Source organism: Testudinibacter sp. P17/SS/0325 (assembly GCF_053570765.1).
This window is the reverse complement of sequence record NZ_CM131635.1, coordinates 447,898-465,108: the sequence shown is the minus strand read 5'-3', so window position 1 is coordinate 465,108 and position 17,211 is coordinate 447,898. Positions and strand designations below refer to the sequence as shown.

17 protein-coding genes are annotated in these 17,211 nt (G+C 46.8%); 9 read left to right on the top strand and 8 right to left on the bottom strand.

What is annotated here, in order from left to right:
- Positions 1 to 71: 71 nt before the first annotated feature.
- Positions 72 to 710, top strand: a complete 639-nt coding sequence (locus ACWA50_RS02260) for a glutathione S-transferase family protein (protein ID WP_431053714.1) — start codon at positions 72 to 74, stop codon at positions 708 to 710.
- A gap of 61 nt (positions 711 to 771) precedes the next feature.
- Positions 772 to 1,209, top strand: a complete 438-nt coding sequence (locus ACWA50_RS02255; protein WP_431053713.1) for a GNAT family N-acetyltransferase — start codon at positions 772 to 774, stop codon at positions 1,207 to 1,209.
- Here ACWA50_RS02255 and ACWA50_RS02250 read toward each other — a convergent pair.
- Entirely contained in the window at positions 1,206 to 2,576 is a 1,371-nt protein-coding gene (locus ACWA50_RS02250; RefSeq protein WP_431053712.1) for a hypothetical protein, read from the bottom strand. The genes ACWA50_RS02255 and ACWA50_RS02250 overlap by 4 nt on opposite strands.
- A 282-nt stretch (positions 2,577 to 2,858) precedes the next feature.
- Between ACWA50_RS02250 and ACWA50_RS02245 the strand changes: the two genes are divergently transcribed.
- Positions 2,859 to 3,143 carry a helix-turn-helix domain-containing protein gene (locus ACWA50_RS02245; protein WP_431053711.1) on the top strand — a complete coding sequence of 95 codons (285 nt, stop codon included), beginning with the start codon at positions 2,859 to 2,861 and terminating at the stop codon, positions 3,141 to 3,143.
- On the opposite strand, the gene tusA is transcribed toward ACWA50_RS02245, so the two are convergent.
- On the bottom strand, positions 3,140 to 3,397 hold the full coding sequence (gene tusA / locus ACWA50_RS02240; protein WP_431053710.1) for a sulfurtransferase TusA: 258 nt from the start codon (positions 3,395 to 3,397) through the stop codon (positions 3,140 to 3,142). The genes ACWA50_RS02245 and tusA overlap by 4 nt on opposite strands.
- A gap of 68 nt (positions 3,398 to 3,465) precedes the next feature.
- Between tusA and pepQ the strand changes: the two genes are divergently transcribed.
- From pepQ to ACWA50_RS02215, 5 genes are read left to right on the top strand one after another with little or no spacing between them, the layout of a single operon-like run.
- Entirely contained in the window at positions 3,466 to 4,800 is a 1,335-nt protein-coding gene (gene pepQ, locus ACWA50_RS02235) for a Xaa-Pro dipeptidase (protein ID WP_431053709.1), read from the top strand.
- 3 nt (positions 4,801 to 4,803) lie between these two features.
- Positions 4,804 to 5,415, top strand: coding sequence for an IMPACT family protein (locus tag ACWA50_RS02230; protein ID WP_431054273.1), 612 nt, complete (start codon positions 4,804 to 4,806; stop codon positions 5,413 to 5,415).
- A 15-nt stretch (positions 5,416 to 5,430) separates the two neighbouring features.
- Positions 5,431 to 6,894 (top strand): TrkH family potassium uptake protein, encoded by a 1,464-nt coding sequence (locus tag ACWA50_RS02225; protein ID WP_431053708.1) that lies wholly within the window; start codon positions 5,431 to 5,433, stop codon positions 6,892 to 6,894.
- 13 nt (positions 6,895 to 6,907) lie between these two features.
- Entirely contained in the window at positions 6,908 to 7,468 is a 561-nt protein-coding gene (gene hemG / locus ACWA50_RS02220) for a menaquinone-dependent protoporphyrinogen IX dehydrogenase (RefSeq protein ID WP_431053707.1), read from the top strand.
- Complete coding sequence (locus ACWA50_RS02215) at positions 7,458 to 10,934, top strand: DEAD/DEAH box helicase (protein WP_431053706.1); 3,477 nt, start codon at positions 7,458 to 7,460, stop codon at positions 10,932 to 10,934. Before hemG ends, ACWA50_RS02215 begins: the two co-directional genes overlap by 11 nt.
- Before the next feature lie 44 nt (positions 10,935 to 10,978).
- Here ACWA50_RS02215 and nrdG read toward each other — a convergent pair whose 3' ends face one another.
- The 6 genes from nrdG to trmB all read right to left on the bottom strand — a co-directional run bounded on the left by nrdG (position 10,979) and on the right by trmB (position 15,823).
- Positions 10,979 to 11,446: an anaerobic ribonucleoside-triphosphate reductase-activating protein gene (gene nrdG / locus ACWA50_RS02210; RefSeq protein ID WP_431053705.1), complete on the bottom strand. Its 468-nt coding sequence runs from the start codon at positions 11,444 to 11,446 to the stop codon at positions 10,979 to 10,981.
- A 15-nt stretch (positions 11,447 to 11,461) separates the two neighbouring features.
- A complete protein-coding gene (gene nrdD, locus ACWA50_RS02205; protein ID WP_431053704.1) occupies positions 11,462 to 13,585 on the bottom strand; it encodes an anaerobic ribonucleoside-triphosphate reductase in 2,124 nt (707 codons plus the stop codon).
- 170 nt (positions 13,586 to 13,755) lie between these two features.
- Positions 13,756 to 14,049, bottom strand: a complete 294-nt coding sequence (gene yggU / locus ACWA50_RS02200) for a DUF167 family protein YggU (protein WP_431053703.1) — start codon at positions 14,047 to 14,049, stop codon at positions 13,756 to 13,758.
- Positions 14,050 to 14,052: 3 nt separating this feature from the next.
- Positions 14,053 to 14,601 (bottom strand): YggT family protein, encoded by a 549-nt coding sequence (locus ACWA50_RS02195; RefSeq protein ID WP_431053702.1) that lies wholly within the window; start codon positions 14,599 to 14,601, stop codon positions 14,053 to 14,055.
- A gap of 85 nt (positions 14,602 to 14,686) precedes the next feature.
- Positions 14,687 to 15,025: a YggL family protein gene (locus ACWA50_RS02190; RefSeq protein ID WP_431053701.1), complete on the bottom strand. Its 339-nt coding sequence runs from the start codon at positions 15,023 to 15,025 to the stop codon at positions 14,687 to 14,689.
- A gap of 39 nt (positions 15,026 to 15,064) precedes the next feature.
- Positions 15,065 to 15,823 carry a tRNA (guanosine(46)-N7)-methyltransferase TrmB gene (gene trmB / locus ACWA50_RS02185; RefSeq protein WP_431053700.1) on the bottom strand — a complete coding sequence of 253 codons (759 nt, stop codon included), beginning with the start codon at positions 15,821 to 15,823 and terminating at the stop codon, positions 15,065 to 15,067.
- 258 nt (positions 15,824 to 16,081) lie between these two features.
- Here trmB and ACWA50_RS02180 point away from each other — a divergent pair, with 258 nt between their 5' ends.
- A complete protein-coding gene (locus ACWA50_RS02180) occupies positions 16,082 to 17,167 on the top strand; it encodes a hypothetical protein (protein ID WP_431053699.1) in 1,086 nt (361 codons plus the stop codon).
- Positions 17,168 to 17,211: the final 44 nt, after the last annotated feature.

The window sequence follows — 17,211 nt, the reverse complement described above, 5'->3', positions numbered from 1 at the left end:
CAGAAATTGTCATCCGGCTGAGGTATAGTGTCTTGGCAGTGAAATAACCCTCGAAACACAAGGAGCAAATAATGCAAACCCTGACCCTCTATACCCACCCGATGTCACGCGGCAGAACGGCGCGCTGGATGTTGGAAGAAACCGGCTTAGCGTATGAAACCGTGCTGTTTACCGATTTTAGCGGCGCAATGAAAGCGGCTGATTATCTGGCGATTAACCCGATGGGCAAAGTGCCGGCATTAAAACACGGCGACACCGTGATCACCGAATGTGCCGCAATTTGTGCTTATCTAGCCGATCTTTGCCCGCAAAAACAACTCGCCCCGACCTTGAATGATCCGCAACGCGGCGTGTATTACCGTTGGTTGTTTTTTGCCGCCGCCCCGTTGGAAGCCGCGATGATAGAAGTGGCATTGCAATTGAAACCGAAAGAGAGTGATCGCACCGCGTTGGGCTATGGCAGTTTGCCGTTGTGCCTGACCGCACTTGAACAGACATTAAGCCAACACGATTTTTTGTGCGGCAACCGTTTCAGTGCCGCGGATTTATATCTTGCCGAGCTATTGGATTTCGGCATTAATGCGGTTAAAGTCATTGAAGCAAACCCGGTTTTCACCGCCTATATCGCCCGCCAGCAAGCTCGCCCTGCTTATCTTCGCGCCAGCAAAATTGATGATGATCTGTTTGCGAAAATCCAAGCAAACGGGTAAATTGATTTATCGGGCGGTTTGAACCGCACTTTTGTTTTTATGTTTTATTTCAGGGGGCAACATGATCCAAGCGCGTTGGTCGAATTCATTACAAAGTGCGGTTTATCAAGACGGGTTAGCCGTGCGAATCGCGGTGTTTGTTGAGGAGCAGGGCTTCTCGATGGAGATCGAAATTGATGACGTTGAAGCAGATTGTGAGTATCTGACGCTCTATTCCGCTGATAATCAGCCGCTCGCCACCGCACGGATCTATCCTTATGCCGATGGCGTCTATAAATTACAACGGATTGCGGTGTTGCAATCGCAACGCGGCAAGGCGTTGGGCGAACGCTTGATGGCGGAAATGGAACGGCGTGCGCAGGCGCAGGGCGTGAAACGCTTGATTTTAGGCGCGCAGGATTCGGCAATCGGCTTTTATCAAAAGTGCGGTTACCAAGTCTATGGCGACGGCTACGACGAAGAAGGCGTGCCGCACCATATGATGGAAAAACGGCTTTAAGCGCGATGGCGCACTTCAATCACCAAGCAGCGTTGGCTGAGTTCGGCGATCAGTTGATTGAGGGTATCAATACTGTCTTTATCCAAATTTGCGTCCCATTCATCAAGCAGCAACATGCGAACGGCATGCTTGTCGCTGTTTAAGTCGTCCGCCAATTCGTGCAAATTGCGTTTTAGGGTTTGCCCTGTGGACAGCGCAGTGTTATCGGCGAACAGCAATTCGTGCTGTGCCGGCAGATAATAGGCTTGCTCGCCCAGTTGCTGTTTTAGCCAACAGAGATAGCTGGATTTACCGCAGCCGTTTGCGCCGCGCAAGGTAATCCGACCGCACTTGAGGGCATGGTTCGGCAAAGTCGCAAGGCTAAATTCGCCGTCGCAATTTTGCGCTTGCGCCTGCAATTTATCCCATTGAATGCGCCCGTTGAGGCTGTTTTGCGGCACGGCAACCGCACTTTGCAAGCCTTGCAGTTTCGCTTTCATGCCCGACCAACCGGTTGCCACCGAAATCAAGATATCGGTATATTGTAAAATCAGCACCTGCCGCGGCAAGGTCGCCACCAGCACCGCCAAAAGTGCGGTGTCGTTTTGGTGTTGATAAAACAGAATCGCCGTCCACGCCAGCACCGGGCTCATCATCAGCAACATACCCAACGACGAGGCAAGATGATTCCAGCCACGATTGCTGACTGCGGTTTTCAGTGCTTCGTTTTGATTTTGTTGCAACGCCTGATTGAAATAGTGTTGATTGTAACGGTTGCCGAGCAGCACGTTATCCCACGCCAGCGACAGCGTGCGCTGCAATTTCGTGCGCCCTTGCTGCGCCGCTTGCCCGCGCTGATAAATCCGTTGTTTAAAAGCAAATACCGCCAACGCCGCTAACAGCACGCCGAGCAGATAGGAGAGCATTATCGACGGGGCTAAAATCCACGCCAACACCGCAATATTAAAACTGACATTCAGCAACAGCGACACGCCGTCAAACAGAAAACGGTAGCTTTCATCGATCGTCAAAAATCCCTCAGAGGCGATAAACGGCAACCGTTGATCTTTCAGCGTGCGATCATTGCGCAAACCGGCTTGATTGTTGAAGTTTTTTTGAAAAAGTGCGGTGTAGCGATTGAGCGCAGTGAATTTGGCTTTTTCCAACAGCATTGCGGCGAAACTCGCCGGTAGATAGACGATCGTCAGCGACAGAATAAACAGTACAAAGTAAACGCCGAACGCCCCGCCAACGCTGATGTTCTCCGCCACTTTCGCAATCCAATAGGTCGATGACGCAACAATCATTTGCTGCACCAACAATAGCAACAACGCCCAACGAAACGCGGCGTTATTCAATAAACGGAAAGCAAAGTGCGGTTGTGGCATGGTTTACCTAAGGATATTTAACAGCGGAATATCGAAAAATATTAGAGAAAAATCAAGTTAAAGGCAATTTTTGTACAATAATAAAATAGCGAAGTGTGAGTGTGATCGTTAAAACCAGCGTATAATCTTTGGATTGAATTAACTTTTAAGTTATACTTGTCAAAAAAAGACAGGATATTGATATGTTTGAACTACAGTTTCACTCGGAGGCGGTAGCGGAAATAACCGCACTTGAGCCGGTTATGATTGAGCTTGCATTAAAACGTTTAGGAGAACTGAGCCATGAAAATTAAACCGATTGCATACCAAGAATTAAAAGCGAATTTACTCGCTGATCCGGAGGTCAATACCATTTATCAAACCGAAAAACGTGCTGATGAGTTACAAGCGTTATTGCAACAAATGCGGGCTAAGGCAGGGTTAAATAGCCGACAAGTGGCTGAACGCATGGGCATTTCGCAGCCGGCAGTCAGCAAATTGGAGCGCAATGCCAGCCGTGCCAGCGTGAATAGTTTACAGCGTTATGCACAGGCTTGCGGTGTAAATTTAACCTTTAATTTCTCTTAACCCCGCCCCTTGCGCACCCAATAACGATAAGGGGTTTGTGCGGTTTCGCTGTGCAGCAGGGTGTGATCCATAAACTGGCAAAAGCTGGGAATATCGCGGGTGGTGGCGGGGTCGTCCGCCAACAGCAGCACCACCTCGCCGTCTTGGCGATGGCGAATGCTTTTGCGCAGCAACATCACCGGTTCCGGGCAGCGCAATCCGACGGTATCGAGGGTTTCATCAATTGCAATCTCATTAATTTCCACTTGGTTCATAAATTCTTGCTTATTTGTTGGATTTAGGCGATATAATACCGCAGATAACGCAATTTTAGGAGTTTTTGATGTCGAATTCGCAACAGGCGCTTTTTCAACGGCACTTGCACGGCTTGCAAACGCTGGTGCGGGAGATTTTACACGGCAACCGCTTGGACGGGATTTGGATTCACGCCGGTGAAGAACGTTACCATTTTCTCGACGATCAAACCAAACCGTTTAAAATCAATCCATTGTTTAATTATTTTGTGCCGCACACCAGTGCGGTCGGTAGCTGGTTATATCTCGACGGCGTGAACAAACCGCACTTGTATTTTTACCAACCCGATGATTATTGGTATCTGCACGAAGCTGCACCGCAGGCATTTTGGACGGACGAATTTGACTGGACGATTCTGAAACACGCCGACGAGATCAAAACCTATTTTAGCCACCTTGACCGCACTTTATATCTGGGCGAGGAAGAGGCATTGGCGCAAGCGTTCGGTTTTAGTCAAATTAATCTGCAAAAAGCCCTGAATTACTTGCATTATCAACGCAGTATCAAAAGCGAGTATGAGCTGGATTGCTTGCAACGGGCGCAATTTGCCGCCTTAAAAGGACATCAGGCAGCACAAGCGGCTTTCTTCGACGGTCAATCGGAATTTGAGATTAACCTAGAATATCTGCGCGCCAGCGGACAGTCGGACTCGAATGTGCCGTATGCCAACATCGTGGCGATAAACCACCACAGTGCGGTGCTGCACTACACCCGATTACAACAAACCAAGCCGCAAACGCAACGTAGTTTTTTGCTTGACGCCGGCGCGAGCTATCTCGGTTATGCCTCGGATATTACCCGCAGTTACAGTTTCAATCCGAATGATGAATTTGCCGATTTGGTGCGCACGTTGGAGCAGCACAAACTGGCGATTATCGCACAAATGCAGGTTGGTTATAATTATCTTAGCTACCACACCATAATGCAGCAACGGATTGCCGAAACCTTGTGGGAATTTGACTTGGTGAAACTGCCGGCGGAACAGATTTTTGAAGCGGGGATTAACCGCACTTTCTTCCCGCACGGCTTGGGGCATTTTCTCGGTTTGCAGGTGCATGATGTCGCCGGTTTTCAACAAAATCGGCGCGGCACGCATAAAGCGCCGCCCGAGGTTTATCCGAGTTTGCGCTGCACCCGCACCTTAGAGCCGAACATGGTGTTGACGGTCGAGCCGGGATTGTATTTTATTCCGCTGTTGCTTGAACAATGGCGTCATCATGCGTTGGCGGGCAAATTTAACTGGCAGAAGATCGAACAGTTGCTTGCCTACGGCGGCGTGCGTACCGAAGATAATATTGTGATCACCGCCAATGGCGCGAACAACCTGACGCAAAACGCGCTGACCGCACTTGGCAACAGATAGCCGATTATGCGTTACCTGATTCCGGCGGCGGGCGTCGAATTTAGCGAAGAAATTAAAAAAAGCCGTTTCATCACCTATCTGCAAGCGACAGAGGGATTGGAACAGGCGAAAGCGTTTTGGCAACAACTGAAACAGCAACACCCGAACGCACGCCATCATTGTTGGGCGACGGTTGCCGGGCGACCGAACGATTCGCAGCAATTGGGTTTTTCCGACGACGGCGAACCGTCCGGCACGGCAGGCAAGCCGATGTTGAATATCTTGCTCGGCAGCGGTATTGGCGAAATCAGTGCGGTGGTGGTGCGTTATTACGGCGGCATTCAACTTGGCACCGGCGGGCTGGTGCGGGCTTACGGCAACGGCGTGCAGCAGGCGTTGAAATTGCTGAACACGATAGAAAAAATCGAACGCCAAGTCTTTGCGCTCAGTTGCGATTACGGGCAAATCAATTTGGTGCAGCAATTGCTGAAGCTGCACCAAGTCGAAATTATCGAACAACAGTTCGCCCAGCGGATTGAATTACAGCTTGGCATTAGCGCAGAACAGTTTGCCGAATTCAGCCGTGCGTTGAATGATCGCAGCGGTGGCAGTTTGCGCCTGCTGGCTTTAACTTAAAGGAACGACAACCCCGTGCATATCCAGTCTATTATTCGTATCGTCGGCATTTTGGTGATGTGTTTCTCGCTCACTATGCTTGTCCCTGCCTTGATTGCTTTGCTTTACAGCGACGGCGGCGGCCGTGCCTTTGTCGAAACCTTTTTTATCACGTTAGCCGTGGGCGCATTGCTGTGGTGGGCGACACATAACCATAAACACGAATTGCGTTCGCGTGAGGGATTTTTAATTGTGGTGCTGTTTTGGGTGGTGCTGGGCAGTGTCGGTTCGTTACCGTTCATGTTATTTGAACACCCGCAACTGAATGTTGCCAATGCGTTTTTCGAATCCTTTTCCGGCTTAACCACCACCGGCGCAACGGTGATTGTCGGCTTGGACAGCTTGCCGAAGGCGATTTTATTTTACCGCCAAATGCTGCAATGGCTCGGCGGCATGGGGATCATCGTGTTGGCAATTGCGATTATTCCGTTGTTGGGTATCGGCGGCATGCAGCTTTACCGTGCCGAAATGCCGGGGCCGCTGAAAGAGCAAAAAATGCGCCCGCGTATCGCCGAAACTGCCAAGGCGTTATGGGTGATTTATTCTACCTTGACTTTGTTATGCGCACTGGCTTATTGGTTGGCGGGTATGGACGTGTTCGACGCCATCAGCCACAGTTTTTCGACGATTTCGATCGGCGGTTTCTCGACCCACGATGCCAGCATGGGCTACTTTAACAGCACGGCGATTAACTTGATTGCCGCGCTATTTTTATTTATTTCCGGCTGTAACTTTGCGCTGCATTTTTCCGCTTATTTTGAGTTGGGCAAAAGCAATATTTTCAAACTCTATTTCACCGATCCCGAATTTAAAGCCTTTCTGTTTATCCAACTGGCGTTGGTGACGATTTGCACCGTCGCTTTAATCGGTTATAACCATTTTTCCGGTTACGGCGAAGCGTTGGAACACGCCATTTTTCAGTCGTTGTCGATTTCCACCACCGCCGGGTTCACCACCTCCTCGTTCGACAGTTGGCCTTCGTTTTTACCGATGTTGCTGTTGATGACCTCGTTTATCGGCGGTTGCGCCGGTTCGACCGGCGGCGGTTTGAAAGTGATTCGGGTACTGTTACTGTTGGTGCAAGGCAAACGCGAGATGAACCGTTTAGTACACCCGAATATTGTGCAGCCGATTAAATTGGGTAACCGCGTGCTGTCCGAACGGGTGATTCAAGGCATTTGGGCGTTTTTTTCCGCCTATCTGCTGATTTTTGTGATCTGCTTATTGGCGGTTATCGCCTGCGGTGTCGACAGTTTTGATGCCTTTAATGCGGTGGTGGCTTGCTTAAACAATCTCGGTCCGGGCTTGGGCAGTATCAGCAGCAACTTCGTTGCAATCCCCGACAGCGCAAAATGGATTTTAACCTTCGCCATGATCTGCGGGCGGTTGGAAGTGTTTACCTTATTGGTGTTGTTTACCCCGGTGTTTTGGAAAAGTTAATCGAGAGCCTAAAATGAAAACCTTAATTATTTATTCGAGTGTCGATGGGCAAACCCATAAAATTGCGCAAGCGATTGCCGCCGAAATCAAAAACCAGAATCGGAATCGGAATCAAAGTGCGGTGGTGGATTTAGTGGCACTCGCCGCAGCCGAGCAGCGGGATTTGGCGCAGTACGATCGGATTATCATCGGCGCGTCGATTCGTTACGGGCATTTTAACAAGGCGTTAGAGCCGTATATCGCCCGCCATGCGGCGTTATTAAATGCGAAAAAAACCGCCTTTTACAGCGTGAATTTAACCGCGCGCAAAGCGGATAAAAATACCCCTGAGACCAACGCCTACACCCGTAAATTATTGCAACGGATCGACTGGCAACCGAGCCAAAGTGCGGTTTTCGCCGGTGCGTTGCGTTATCCGCAATACCGTTTTTTTGACCGTTTTATGATCCGTTTGATTATGAAAATCACCGGCGGCGAAACCGACACCAGCAAAGAGGTGGAATATACCGATTGGGCGAAGGTGGCGGCGTTTGCTAAAGGATTAGACGCTTTAGGAGTTGAAGATGGAATATGATTCGGTAGATAAAAAAATACGACGTTCCCGTTGCATAGAAATTCTTAAATTTTGGTATAAGATCGAATTTTTTATTCCTTTCGATTTACAAAGGACGGTGCTGGAAGCCAGTGACGCCGAAAGGACGATACATTGTTTTTCGCAAGCCGATTTACAGTCGTCAGAAATTCGATTGTGGCAAGCTAATACCGCGCAAGACGGTTATAAAATTACTGGATACGAAATCTATTTTGGGATTTTTGATAAATACGAGCTGTCAAAAATAACGCAAAAAGTGGTCTCTGAAGAGCTGGGGTTAGAAAACGAGCTTTTTGAAGAGGAACGGCTGGATCTTGAGGGAAAAACGTGTTTTGCAAAATTGAAGTTGAATCAAGAAGGTGAATTGCTTCTGGATGATATTGCTGTTTCGGCAGCTCCTTGGGCACTGGGGCAAATTCAGAAAGGCGGGCTAAGCGGATTATCATCTGAGCAATTTGATTATGATTTGGATCAACTTAAATTAAAGCTGGTTAATTTTCAGTACGACTATTTACAGCGTGCGACAGAGGAAAATCAACAAAAAGGCTTATCCGGTCTGGATTTATTATCTTTACAAACACTTTTTTATCAATGGGCGGATTATCAACCTCACTTGAGCAACCAAGATTCAATGACGATCGTTATTCGAGCCTTGATGACGCCGATTAAAAAATCGGATTCTGCCACCGCCACCGCTCTTAGTGATAGCAATAATAATAGAGAACAGCAAGAAGAAGACCTTGATACCCAAGAAAATTTAATTAATATTTTTAATAGTTTTTATATTAAAGAGCTTAAGAGCGTTATTATGGCATTGAAAAATGGCGAAAGTTGTTCTGTGTTAGAGGAGTATCTGACGCCATTGAGTAAAGCGCAGCGGATTGATTTGTATCAGCTTGAAGGACAAAAGCAAATTGCGGAGAGATTACGTCCGCGTTATCTCAATGCCGGACATTGGCCGGATTGCCCGACGCATAGAATGAGTTTAATGCAGCAATTTGCGATTAACAGTATTTTTACGCAACTGAAGCAAAGCGGAATATTTTCAGTCAATGGGCCGCCCGGAACCGGTAAAACGACACTGTTGCGCGATATTATGGCAGAGAATATTGTCCGTCGGGCCCATGAATTAGCGCAGTTTAATCGTGTTGTCGATACTTTTTCCGGAAAGCGGCAAGTCGATTTTCACGGTGGCAAATGTGTGACGATTTCATTATTAAAAGAGTCACTGACCGGCTTTGAAATGGTTGTTGCCTCGTCAAATAATACGGCTGTCGAAAATATTTCTAAAGACTTACCCAAAGCAAAATCGCTGGGGATGTGGAAAATTAGTGAGGATAGCAATAATTTATCTGAACATGCTCAATCCAACGAAGCACCGCTAACCTATTTGCAAACAGTTGCCCATAATATTGCGGCTAAAAACAATAAGGGTGGTTATAATCAGCTTTCGGATGAAGAGTTGCCTTGGGGATTGATTGCATGTTCGCTCGGAAATAAAACCAACCGGCAGAATTTTGTGAATAAATTCTTTTTTGATGGCGAAGGTAGCCTTGATTCAACCGCTAAAGGGTATGATTGCAATAAACATCAATCGATATGGCATTGGCGTCGAGATTATGCTAAGAAAAAAGGAATATCTTTTGCTCAAGCAAGAAGCGATTTTTTAGCGATAGAAGCTGAAGTGAGTACATTAATTCAACAACTCGATCACTATGCCCAACTGCGTATTGAGTTAGATGGTCAAACTGAAGTTGATTTTATTCGGCAAATTTTGCAACAAGAGAAGAGCGCCAAAAAACAGTTAAGTGAGGTAGAAAATAACCTGTTGCAAGTGGAACAGCGCAGGGAAATCATTAGCGCTGAATTACGTTTGTTGATAAAAGAGAAAAACGCAATTGAGCAAATCCGACCTAATTGGTGGTGGTTGAAAAAGATTTTTAAATCTAATGATTGCATTCACTACATCGCGGTGTTGAACGAGAAGAAAGAAAAGTTGCAGATATGCAACGAGCAGGAGATCCAGTTAGAAAAAGAATGGCTTAGTTTAAAAAAGAGTCAGCATTCAGCCTTGCTTCATTATCAAACGCTACGGCGGCAGTTAGTAGAAAGACGGAAATTATGGCAGGTCAAAATGCAGGAATTGGAACAGTATCGGCATACTTTTCCGGAGGCCGAAGCGCCGTTTGACAGCTGCGCGTTAGAGCAAGATAAATGGCAGATTCAGGGAGTATGGTTTGATAAAAGAGTAAATATCAAACGCTCGCAACTTTTTAAAGCCGCCTTACAATTACATGAAGCTTGGTTAGCAGAGGTCACACAACAAGGGAATGGTTTTGCAGGAAATCTTCTGGCAATACAAGATTTTTTATCCGGTAAACATATATTGAAAACGGAAAATATCCTGCCGATTTGGCAAAGTTTATTTATGATAATCCCTGTTATTTCCAGTACTTTTGCCTCATTTTTTACTCAATTCAGAGGGCTGGGGGCAAAAAGTCTCGGCTGGCTGTTTATTGACGAAGCCGGGCAAGCAATACCGCAGGCTGCTGTCGGCGCACTATGGCGTAGTCAAAGAGCCGTTGTAGTCGGTGATCCGTTGCAAATTGAACCTGTATTTACCGTTCCGACTAAATTAATCGAAGCGATAGCTCAAATTTCCAACCAAGATATCACCAGGCAGGTGGCTCCGCATAAAATATCAGTGCAGTACTTGGCTGATATGGCGAATCAATATGGAGTCAGTCTTGATGATGATTGGCTTGGCTGTCCGCTAAGAGTTCATCGCCGCTGTGTCGATCCGATGTTTTCGATCGCCAATCAGATTGCTTATCAAGGCAAAATGGTCTTTTTCGAACCGATAGATCGACTGAAACGGTTGCCGCCGAAAGGAAGTTTGGATTTAGGAAACAGCGCCTGGGTTGATATTGGCGGTGCGGCTAATAATAAGCAATCGGTTAAAGAGCAGATTGAACTGGTATTTGAAGCCGTTGTAATTTTATATAATAAATTGAATGAGCTGCCGCCAATTTACATTATTTCTCCTTTCAAACAGATTCAAGCGGAATTGGTTAAGAAAATGGTAAATCATGACGAATGGAGCCATTGCCATTCGTTAATAAGGGAAGCGCCGTTGAAATCGACCTTGAAAAAATGGTGCGGTAGCCGTATAGGAACTGTGCATACTTTTCAAGGCAAAGAAGAAAGTATTGTATGGCTGGTGCTTGGCTGTGATGAGCTCAATCTTTGTGCGGCGGGTTGGGCGGCAAGCAAACCTAATTTATTAAATGTGGCTTTAACCCGTGCTAAGCACCGCTTTTTTATGATCGGTGACATGACAATATGGGGCAATCTGCCATTTTTCACGGAAGCGAATAGCCTATTACCTAAAATAACGGCAAAAAAATTCTTAGACAATGTGTCAACGTGTTTGGACAGTAAGGTATAAAACGTCATTTTTTGCCCGTGACGCCTTATCAAGATTGCTATTTTTTAGATATGCAACCGATAAATCACCTGATTACTCGAACCGCGCCACAGCAGTTTCGGATCGGCGAGGCTCTGCTCGAATTTGCCGTCGATCAACACATCCACATAACCCACCAACGCCTTTTGCTCGGGGCTGAGTTCTTGCAAACGATAACCCGTCCACAACCAAATATCCTTGCCCAAACACTCGCGTTTAATCCGTTGCACCAACGGCAAAAGTGCGGTCAGGTTTCTCGGGTGCAACGGATCGCCGCCGCTCAGGCTCAAGCCTTGCCGCTTGATCCGTGTGTCTTGTAAATCGGCAATAATCTGATCTTCCATCGCTTGATCGAACGGCACTCCGGCACAGAACGACCAGCTTTTTTGGTTGTAACAGCCCTTGCATTGGTGTTCGCACCCTGCGACAAACAGGGTGCAGCGCGTGCCTTCGCCGTTGACCACATCAACCGGATAATATTGCAGATAATTCATGTTCAGACCGTACTTTTATAGGTGTTTCACCCGCCGTTTCACCTCTTCCTGCTTGCCGCTGTTGAACGGACGCGCGTCGGGACTGCCGAGATAGCCGCACACCCGACGGGTCACCGACACCGTGTTACTGTCGTGATTGCCGCAGGACGGGCAGGTGAAGCCTTTGCTGGTGCAGTCGAATTCGCCTTTGTAACCGCAGCCGTAGCACTCGTCAATCGGCGTATTGGTGCCGTAATACGGCACGCGCGAATAGCTGTAATCCCACACGTCCTCCAACGCTTTCAGGTTGTGTTGCAGATTCGGGTATTCGCCGTAGCAGATAAAACCGCCGTTGGCGATTGGCGGATATGCCATTTCAAAATCCAGTTTATCGTACGGATTGACTTTCTTCTCCACGTCCAAATGGAAACTGTTAGTGTAATAACCTTTGTCGGTTACGCCCTCGATAATGCCAAAGGTTTTGCTGTCGAGGCGGCAGAAACGGTCGCACAGATTTTCACTTGGGGTGGAATACAGGCTAAAGGCATAGCCGGTTTCTTGTTTCCACGTTTCGACCGCACTTCGCAGGTGTTGCACGATCGCCAACCCTTTTTGCCACAGACTTTGTTGATCATAAATATGGCTGCCGAACAGCGCATTGATGGTTTCGTGAATGCCGATATACCCGAGCGAAATCGAGGCTCTGCCGTTTTTGAAAATATCGGCGACACAATCATCGGCGTTTAAACGCACGCCGCACGCGCCCTCCATATATAAAATCGGCGCAACCCGCGCTTTGGTTTGTTGCAAGCGCGCAATCCGCGTCATCAGCGCTTTTTTAGCAATGGCGAGGCGCTGATCCAACAATTGATAAAACCGCACTTCGTCACCTTGCGCTTCCAGCGCAATACGCGGCAGGTTCAAACTGACGACGCCGAGATTATTGCGCCCCTCGTGGATTTCCTGTTGATCCTGTTCATATTTGCCTAAAAAGCTGCGGCAGCCCATCGGCGCTTTGAACGAACCGGTGACTTGCACCACTTGATCGTAATTCAAAATATCGGGGTACATGCGTTGCGTGGCGCATTCCAGTGCCAGTTGTTTAATGTCGTAATTCGGATCCGTCGGATGTAAATTTAGCCCTTGTTTTAAGGTAAACACCAGTTTCGGGAAAATGGCGGTTTTATGATTTTTGCCTAAACCGCGAATTCGGTTTTGCAAAATCGCCTGCTGAATCAGACGTGATTGCCAACTTGTGCCCAAGCCGAAACCGAAGGTCACAAACGGGGTTTGCCCGTTGGCGGTGTGCAGGGTGTTGACTTCGTATTCCAACGATTGAAAGGCGTCAAAACACTCTTTTTGCAAGCGTGCTTTGGCGTAGCCTTCCGCATCGGCAATTTGCCATTCTGCCGCCACCACCAAATGTTTTTCATAACTTTTCTGCACATAAGGCGCAAGCACTTCATCAATCCGATTGATGGTTGTGCCGCCGTAAATATGGCTTGCCACCTGCGCGATAATCTGTGCGGTGACGGCGGTGGCGGTGGTGATCGATTTCGGGGTTTCAATCTCGGCATTACCCATTTTAAAGCCCTGCTCGAGCATGCCTTGCAGATCAACCAACATGCAGTTGAACATCGGGAAGAACGGCGCGTAATCCAAATCGTGATAATGAATTTCGCCTTTTTCGTGTGCCGCCACCACATCGGCGGGCAAGAGATAGCGTTTGGCGTAATGTTTTGCCACGATACCCGCCAGTAGATCGCGCTGGGTCGGGATCACTTTGGCGTCTTTATTGGCGTTTTCATTCAGGATTTCCAGATTGCTTTGCTCAATCAACCCCTCGATCTCTTGCGTCAATTGGCTACGTTTCTCGCGCGCCAAATCGCGGTCGTGGCGGTATTCGATATAGGCACGCGCAATTTGAGGATATTGGCTGCGCATTAGTTTTTCTTCGACAATCGCTTGAATATGCGCAATATCAATCTGCTTTTGATAATGGCTGAAAATCTGCTGGCAAACTTCATTGCTGATATGCGAACAAAACGCCTCGTTGTTGATACCGCAAGCAACCGCCGCCTTACGAATCGCCTGTAAAATCCGCTCCGCCACAAACGGCGTGCTGGCACCGTCGCGTTTGATGACCTGTAACCCTGACATAAAAGCCCCTTATATTGATTAAATCAAAAAGCTAAAACACTATATATAGATGTTTTATTATTTGAAAGCACTATATCTTGAAAATTTGATCTGTGTCAAATAAAAATGCTTCTCAAAAATTAAGGGGTGATTTGTATGGGAAATAAGAAAGCAAAGAATAAAGTGCGGTTTTACGCATTAAGCAAGGCTTGTACCACATCAGGAATGATTTTCGGTTCAGGAATAAAAACTTGTTTATGCCGATTTAATTCGCCTTTTTCCAACACAATGCTACTTTTGGCGACTTTGAATTGTTTGCTGAGGAATTTTAACAGGTGCGCGTTGGCTTGTCCGTCAATCGGCGGGGCGGTGATGGTGATTTTCAGCTCGTCGTCGTGTAGCCCGACCAGCTGATCTCTGCTCGCTTTGGGTTGCAGCAAAATTTTCAGCCGCAATCCGTTTGGGTGTGTTTCAACCGCCGCCATCGGTTATGCAAGCAGCCACAAGGCGCCGAAGAGATCCATCAGCAACTTGTTGCCGAAAATCAGGATAAACGCCAACGCCATCACCGAGAAATCGATCATGCCGGTATTCGGCAGAATGCGGCGAATCGGGGCTAGCAGCGGCTCAGTGATACGGTACAGTTGGTATTCCAGCGGGTGATTGCCTTGCGAAAACCAGCTCATTACCGCACGGATCAAAATCGCCCAAAAGATAATCTCGCCAAACGCCTTAATCATCGCCAATACACCGATCAGTGCGAACTGCGGCAAACTGGCGCCGTCAAAACCGCCGGTTAATAGCGGATATTTCAGCATATTCAGCACAAAAGCGAATGCTAACGCAGCAAAATCAATATTCTTGCGCGTTGGGATCAATTTGCGTAACGGCGCCAACACCGGCTGCGTCAGTTTCACCACGACTTGCGACAGCGGATTGTAAAAATCCACCTGACAATATTGGAACCACGCGCGCAATATCAGAATAAAGGTATATAGCCCCGCCACGGTCTGCACTAAAAATTGTAATGTGTTCATGATTATCCTTCAAAAAATAGCAAAAGTGCGGTCTGAAAACCGCACTTTAATAGATAAGATCAAATTTCAATAATTCAAGGCGCAATTACTGAATCGGATAATCCCACCAGATATCGAACAGTTCGCTGGTTTCGATTTGTTGCAGGTTGTTTGCGCTGAGCCAGTTTTGTACCAACGTGCGGTGTGAATCGTCGCAGTTGCCGACTTTTTCCAAACAAACCAACCCTTCCCAATGTAGGTAGCCGCTGCCTTCGTAGGCTAAGCCGTGTGGCTTGATCACTTCGTCGATAAAACGATCCAAAGTGGCGTCGATTTCTTCAACCGAAGTGTTGTCGGCGAATTGCCAGCGGACAACAAAGCCTAACTCTTGGAATTCGGCAAGGTGCATTTTTTTGCGCTGTCTGCGGTTACGCTGAATAGCCATACTATTTTCCTTTTTTAGTTGATAATGAATAAAGTTTATTTAACGATAAATAAAATACAGATCCCAAACCCCGTGTCCCAGTTTTTGTCCGCGCTGTTCGAACTTGGTCAACGGGCGGAAATCCGGACGCGGGATATAATCGTTCGTTGCCGATTGGTTATGCAATTCATCGCTGTGTTGCAGGGTTTCCAGCATATGCTCGGCATAATTCTGCCAATCGGTCGCCATGTGAATAAAGCCACCGCACTTCAGCTTTTGTTGTATCAAGCGGATAAATTCCGGCTGCACGATCCGACGTTTATGGTGTTTGCTTTTTTGCCACGGATCAGGGAAAAACAATTGTAATCCGCCTAAGCTGTGATCGGCAATACTGTCGCGCAAAATTTCCATCGCGTCGTGGCAAATTACGCGCAAATTCGTCACCTTTTCCTGCACCGCCAATGCCACGCAGGCACCGACGCCCGGAGTATGCACTTCAATTCCGAGATAATTGCGATCCGGATTATTTTTCGCCATTTCCACCAACGACGTTCCCATGCCGAAGCCGATTTCCAACACCACCGGATTATCATTGCCGTAAATCGCGCTGAAATCGAACGGCGTGGCTTGATATTCCAAGCCGAAATCCGCCCAATGGTTGTTCATCGCATTTTTCTGATAATCGCTCAAACGCCCGGTGCGCAGCACAAAGCTACGCACTTTGCGCATATAACGCCCGTCGGCGGTAAATTCCGCGGTTTCGACCGTTTTGCGCTTCTGATCGGCAAAGGTGGTTTGCGGTTGTGTAACTTTTGACATGATAACGAAATAAGATCCCTTTCTATTTGATAGGCGCATTATGCAAATATCTGTGGGGATTACAACTGTTTTCGCTATTTCTTTGGCAATCAAGGGTGATCAGAGCCTGATTTCTTACGTTAAATAGACAAAGCTTGACGTAATCCTTGTTAGAATGCGCACCACCTCAGTTAAGCAAATAAGAATAGGATGTATTTATTTTTGATTTGAGGCTTAACCTGCGGAATATTTCATTAACATGATGATAAGAGAAATAACATGATGAAAAGTATTTATAATAAAACAGCAATTACCCTTTTCCTATCCGCTTTTTTAGTTGCTTGTGGCGGCGGCGGTGGATCGTCTGCGGCTGATACGACTCCAATTGCTTCCAATTTGGTTGAAAATTCAGGTTCAAATTCAGGCTCTGCAAGTTCATCTGAGCAAACTGAACTGGCGGCTTTAAAAGAGAAAGAGATTCGTAGCCAAGCATCAAATAAGCAGCAATCTGAAAACACTGCGTCAGAAAATACAAGTACAAATCAGGTTAATACTGGCGTATCTGAAGATAAAGAAGAAGAGCCAAAAGATAAACCAGAGGATCAAGTTCCTCCGGCGGTAGATCCTGTACAACCACAACCACAACCACAACCACAACCACAAGTGATACCTACTTATGATGGGCAATTAGTCATGATTAAGTATGGTTATGGCTTTTCAGCATGGGAAGGTGAAAGAAAAGGATATTATGAAGTTAAATTAGATAATAATAAATTTGAAACGGTCAAAACCTCAGAAACACCATCAACTATTACTATTGTAGATGGTGATAATAATACAAAAGTACTTTCTTTAGCAGATGTTGGTTATTATGGTTATATTGCAACAGATAATGAGGTCGCTGCAGGGGATGTATGGAGGGACGCTACTCAGCGTGCTCGTGAATTTGATATGTTTTATGGCTATAATAGTGATAAAAAAGATACAGTTGCTCCATCGGTCAGTATGAATTATGAAGGCAAGTTCCTTTATTCGACGAACACTAATGATTTTGCTAGTGCTGAAGCAAATTTGAGTTTAACTTATAATGCAACCACAAAAGGCATGAGTGGTACAATTCAAAGTAATGATACTGGCGGTGGTCAGCTATTTTTAGACTTGGCTGGATCGGATGTTACTGAACCTGATTTTACATTGCAAGCGACTGTAAATAAAAAGCAAAATCAATATGATCTAATTACTAAAGACGGTGAGTTAAAAGGTGATTTCTTAGATAAGGGTAAATTTATTGTTGGAAAAGGAAGCTCCAATGATAATGGGGCTGAGTGGCGAGGTGTTTTCGGCGCAGAAGGAACGCCACAATAGTCTCAAGCAATCAATATGTTACCGAACCGCACTTCAACGTGCGG

Coding starts and splice junctions, on each gene's coding strand:
- ACWA50_RS02260 (WP_431053714.1), top strand. CDS start 72: ATGCAAACCCTGACCCTCTATACCCACCCGATGTCACGCGGCAGAACG.
- ACWA50_RS02255 (WP_431053713.1), top strand. CDS start 772: ATGATCCAAGCGCGTTGGTCGAATTCATTACAAAGTGCGGTTTATCAA.
- ACWA50_RS02250 (WP_431053712.1), bottom strand. CDS start 2,576: ATGCCACAACCGCACTTTGCTTTCCGTTTATTGAATAACGCCGCGTTT.
- ACWA50_RS02245 (WP_431053711.1), top strand. CDS start 2,859: ATGAAAATTAAACCGATTGCATACCAAGAATTAAAAGCGAATTTACTC.
- tusA (WP_431053710.1), bottom strand. CDS start 3,397: ATGAACCAAGTGGAAATTAATGAGATTGCAATTGATGAAACCCTCGAT.
- pepQ (WP_431053709.1), top strand. CDS start 3,466: ATGTCGAATTCGCAACAGGCGCTTTTTCAACGGCACTTGCACGGCTTG.
- hemG (WP_431053707.1), top strand. CDS start 6,908: ATGAAAACCTTAATTATTTATTCGAGTGTCGATGGGCAAACCCATAAA.
- ACWA50_RS02215 (WP_431053706.1), top strand. CDS start 7,458: ATGGAATATGATTCGGTAGATAAAAAAATACGACGTTCCCGTTGCATA.
- nrdG (WP_431053705.1), bottom strand. CDS start 11,446: ATGAATTATCTGCAATATTATCCGGTTGATGTGGTCAACGGCGAAGGC.
- nrdD (WP_431053704.1), bottom strand. CDS start 13,585: ATGTCAGGGTTACAGGTCATCAAACGCGACGGTGCCAGCACGCCGTTT.
- yggU (WP_431053703.1), bottom strand. CDS start 14,049: ATGGCGGCGGTTGAAACACACCCAAACGGATTGCGGCTGAAAATTTTG.
- ACWA50_RS02195 (WP_431053702.1), bottom strand. CDS start 14,601: ATGAACACATTACAATTTTTAGTGCAGACCGTGGCGGGGCTATATACC.
- ACWA50_RS02190 (WP_431053701.1), bottom strand. CDS start 15,025: ATGGCTATTCAGCGTAACCGCAGACAGCGCAAAAAAATGCACCTTGCC.
- trmB (WP_431053700.1), bottom strand. CDS start 15,823: ATGTCAAAAGTTACACAACCGCAAACCACCTTTGCCGATCAGAAGCGC.
- ACWA50_RS02180 (WP_431053699.1), top strand. CDS start 16,082: ATGATGAAAAGTATTTATAATAAAACAGCAATTACCCTTTTCCTATCC.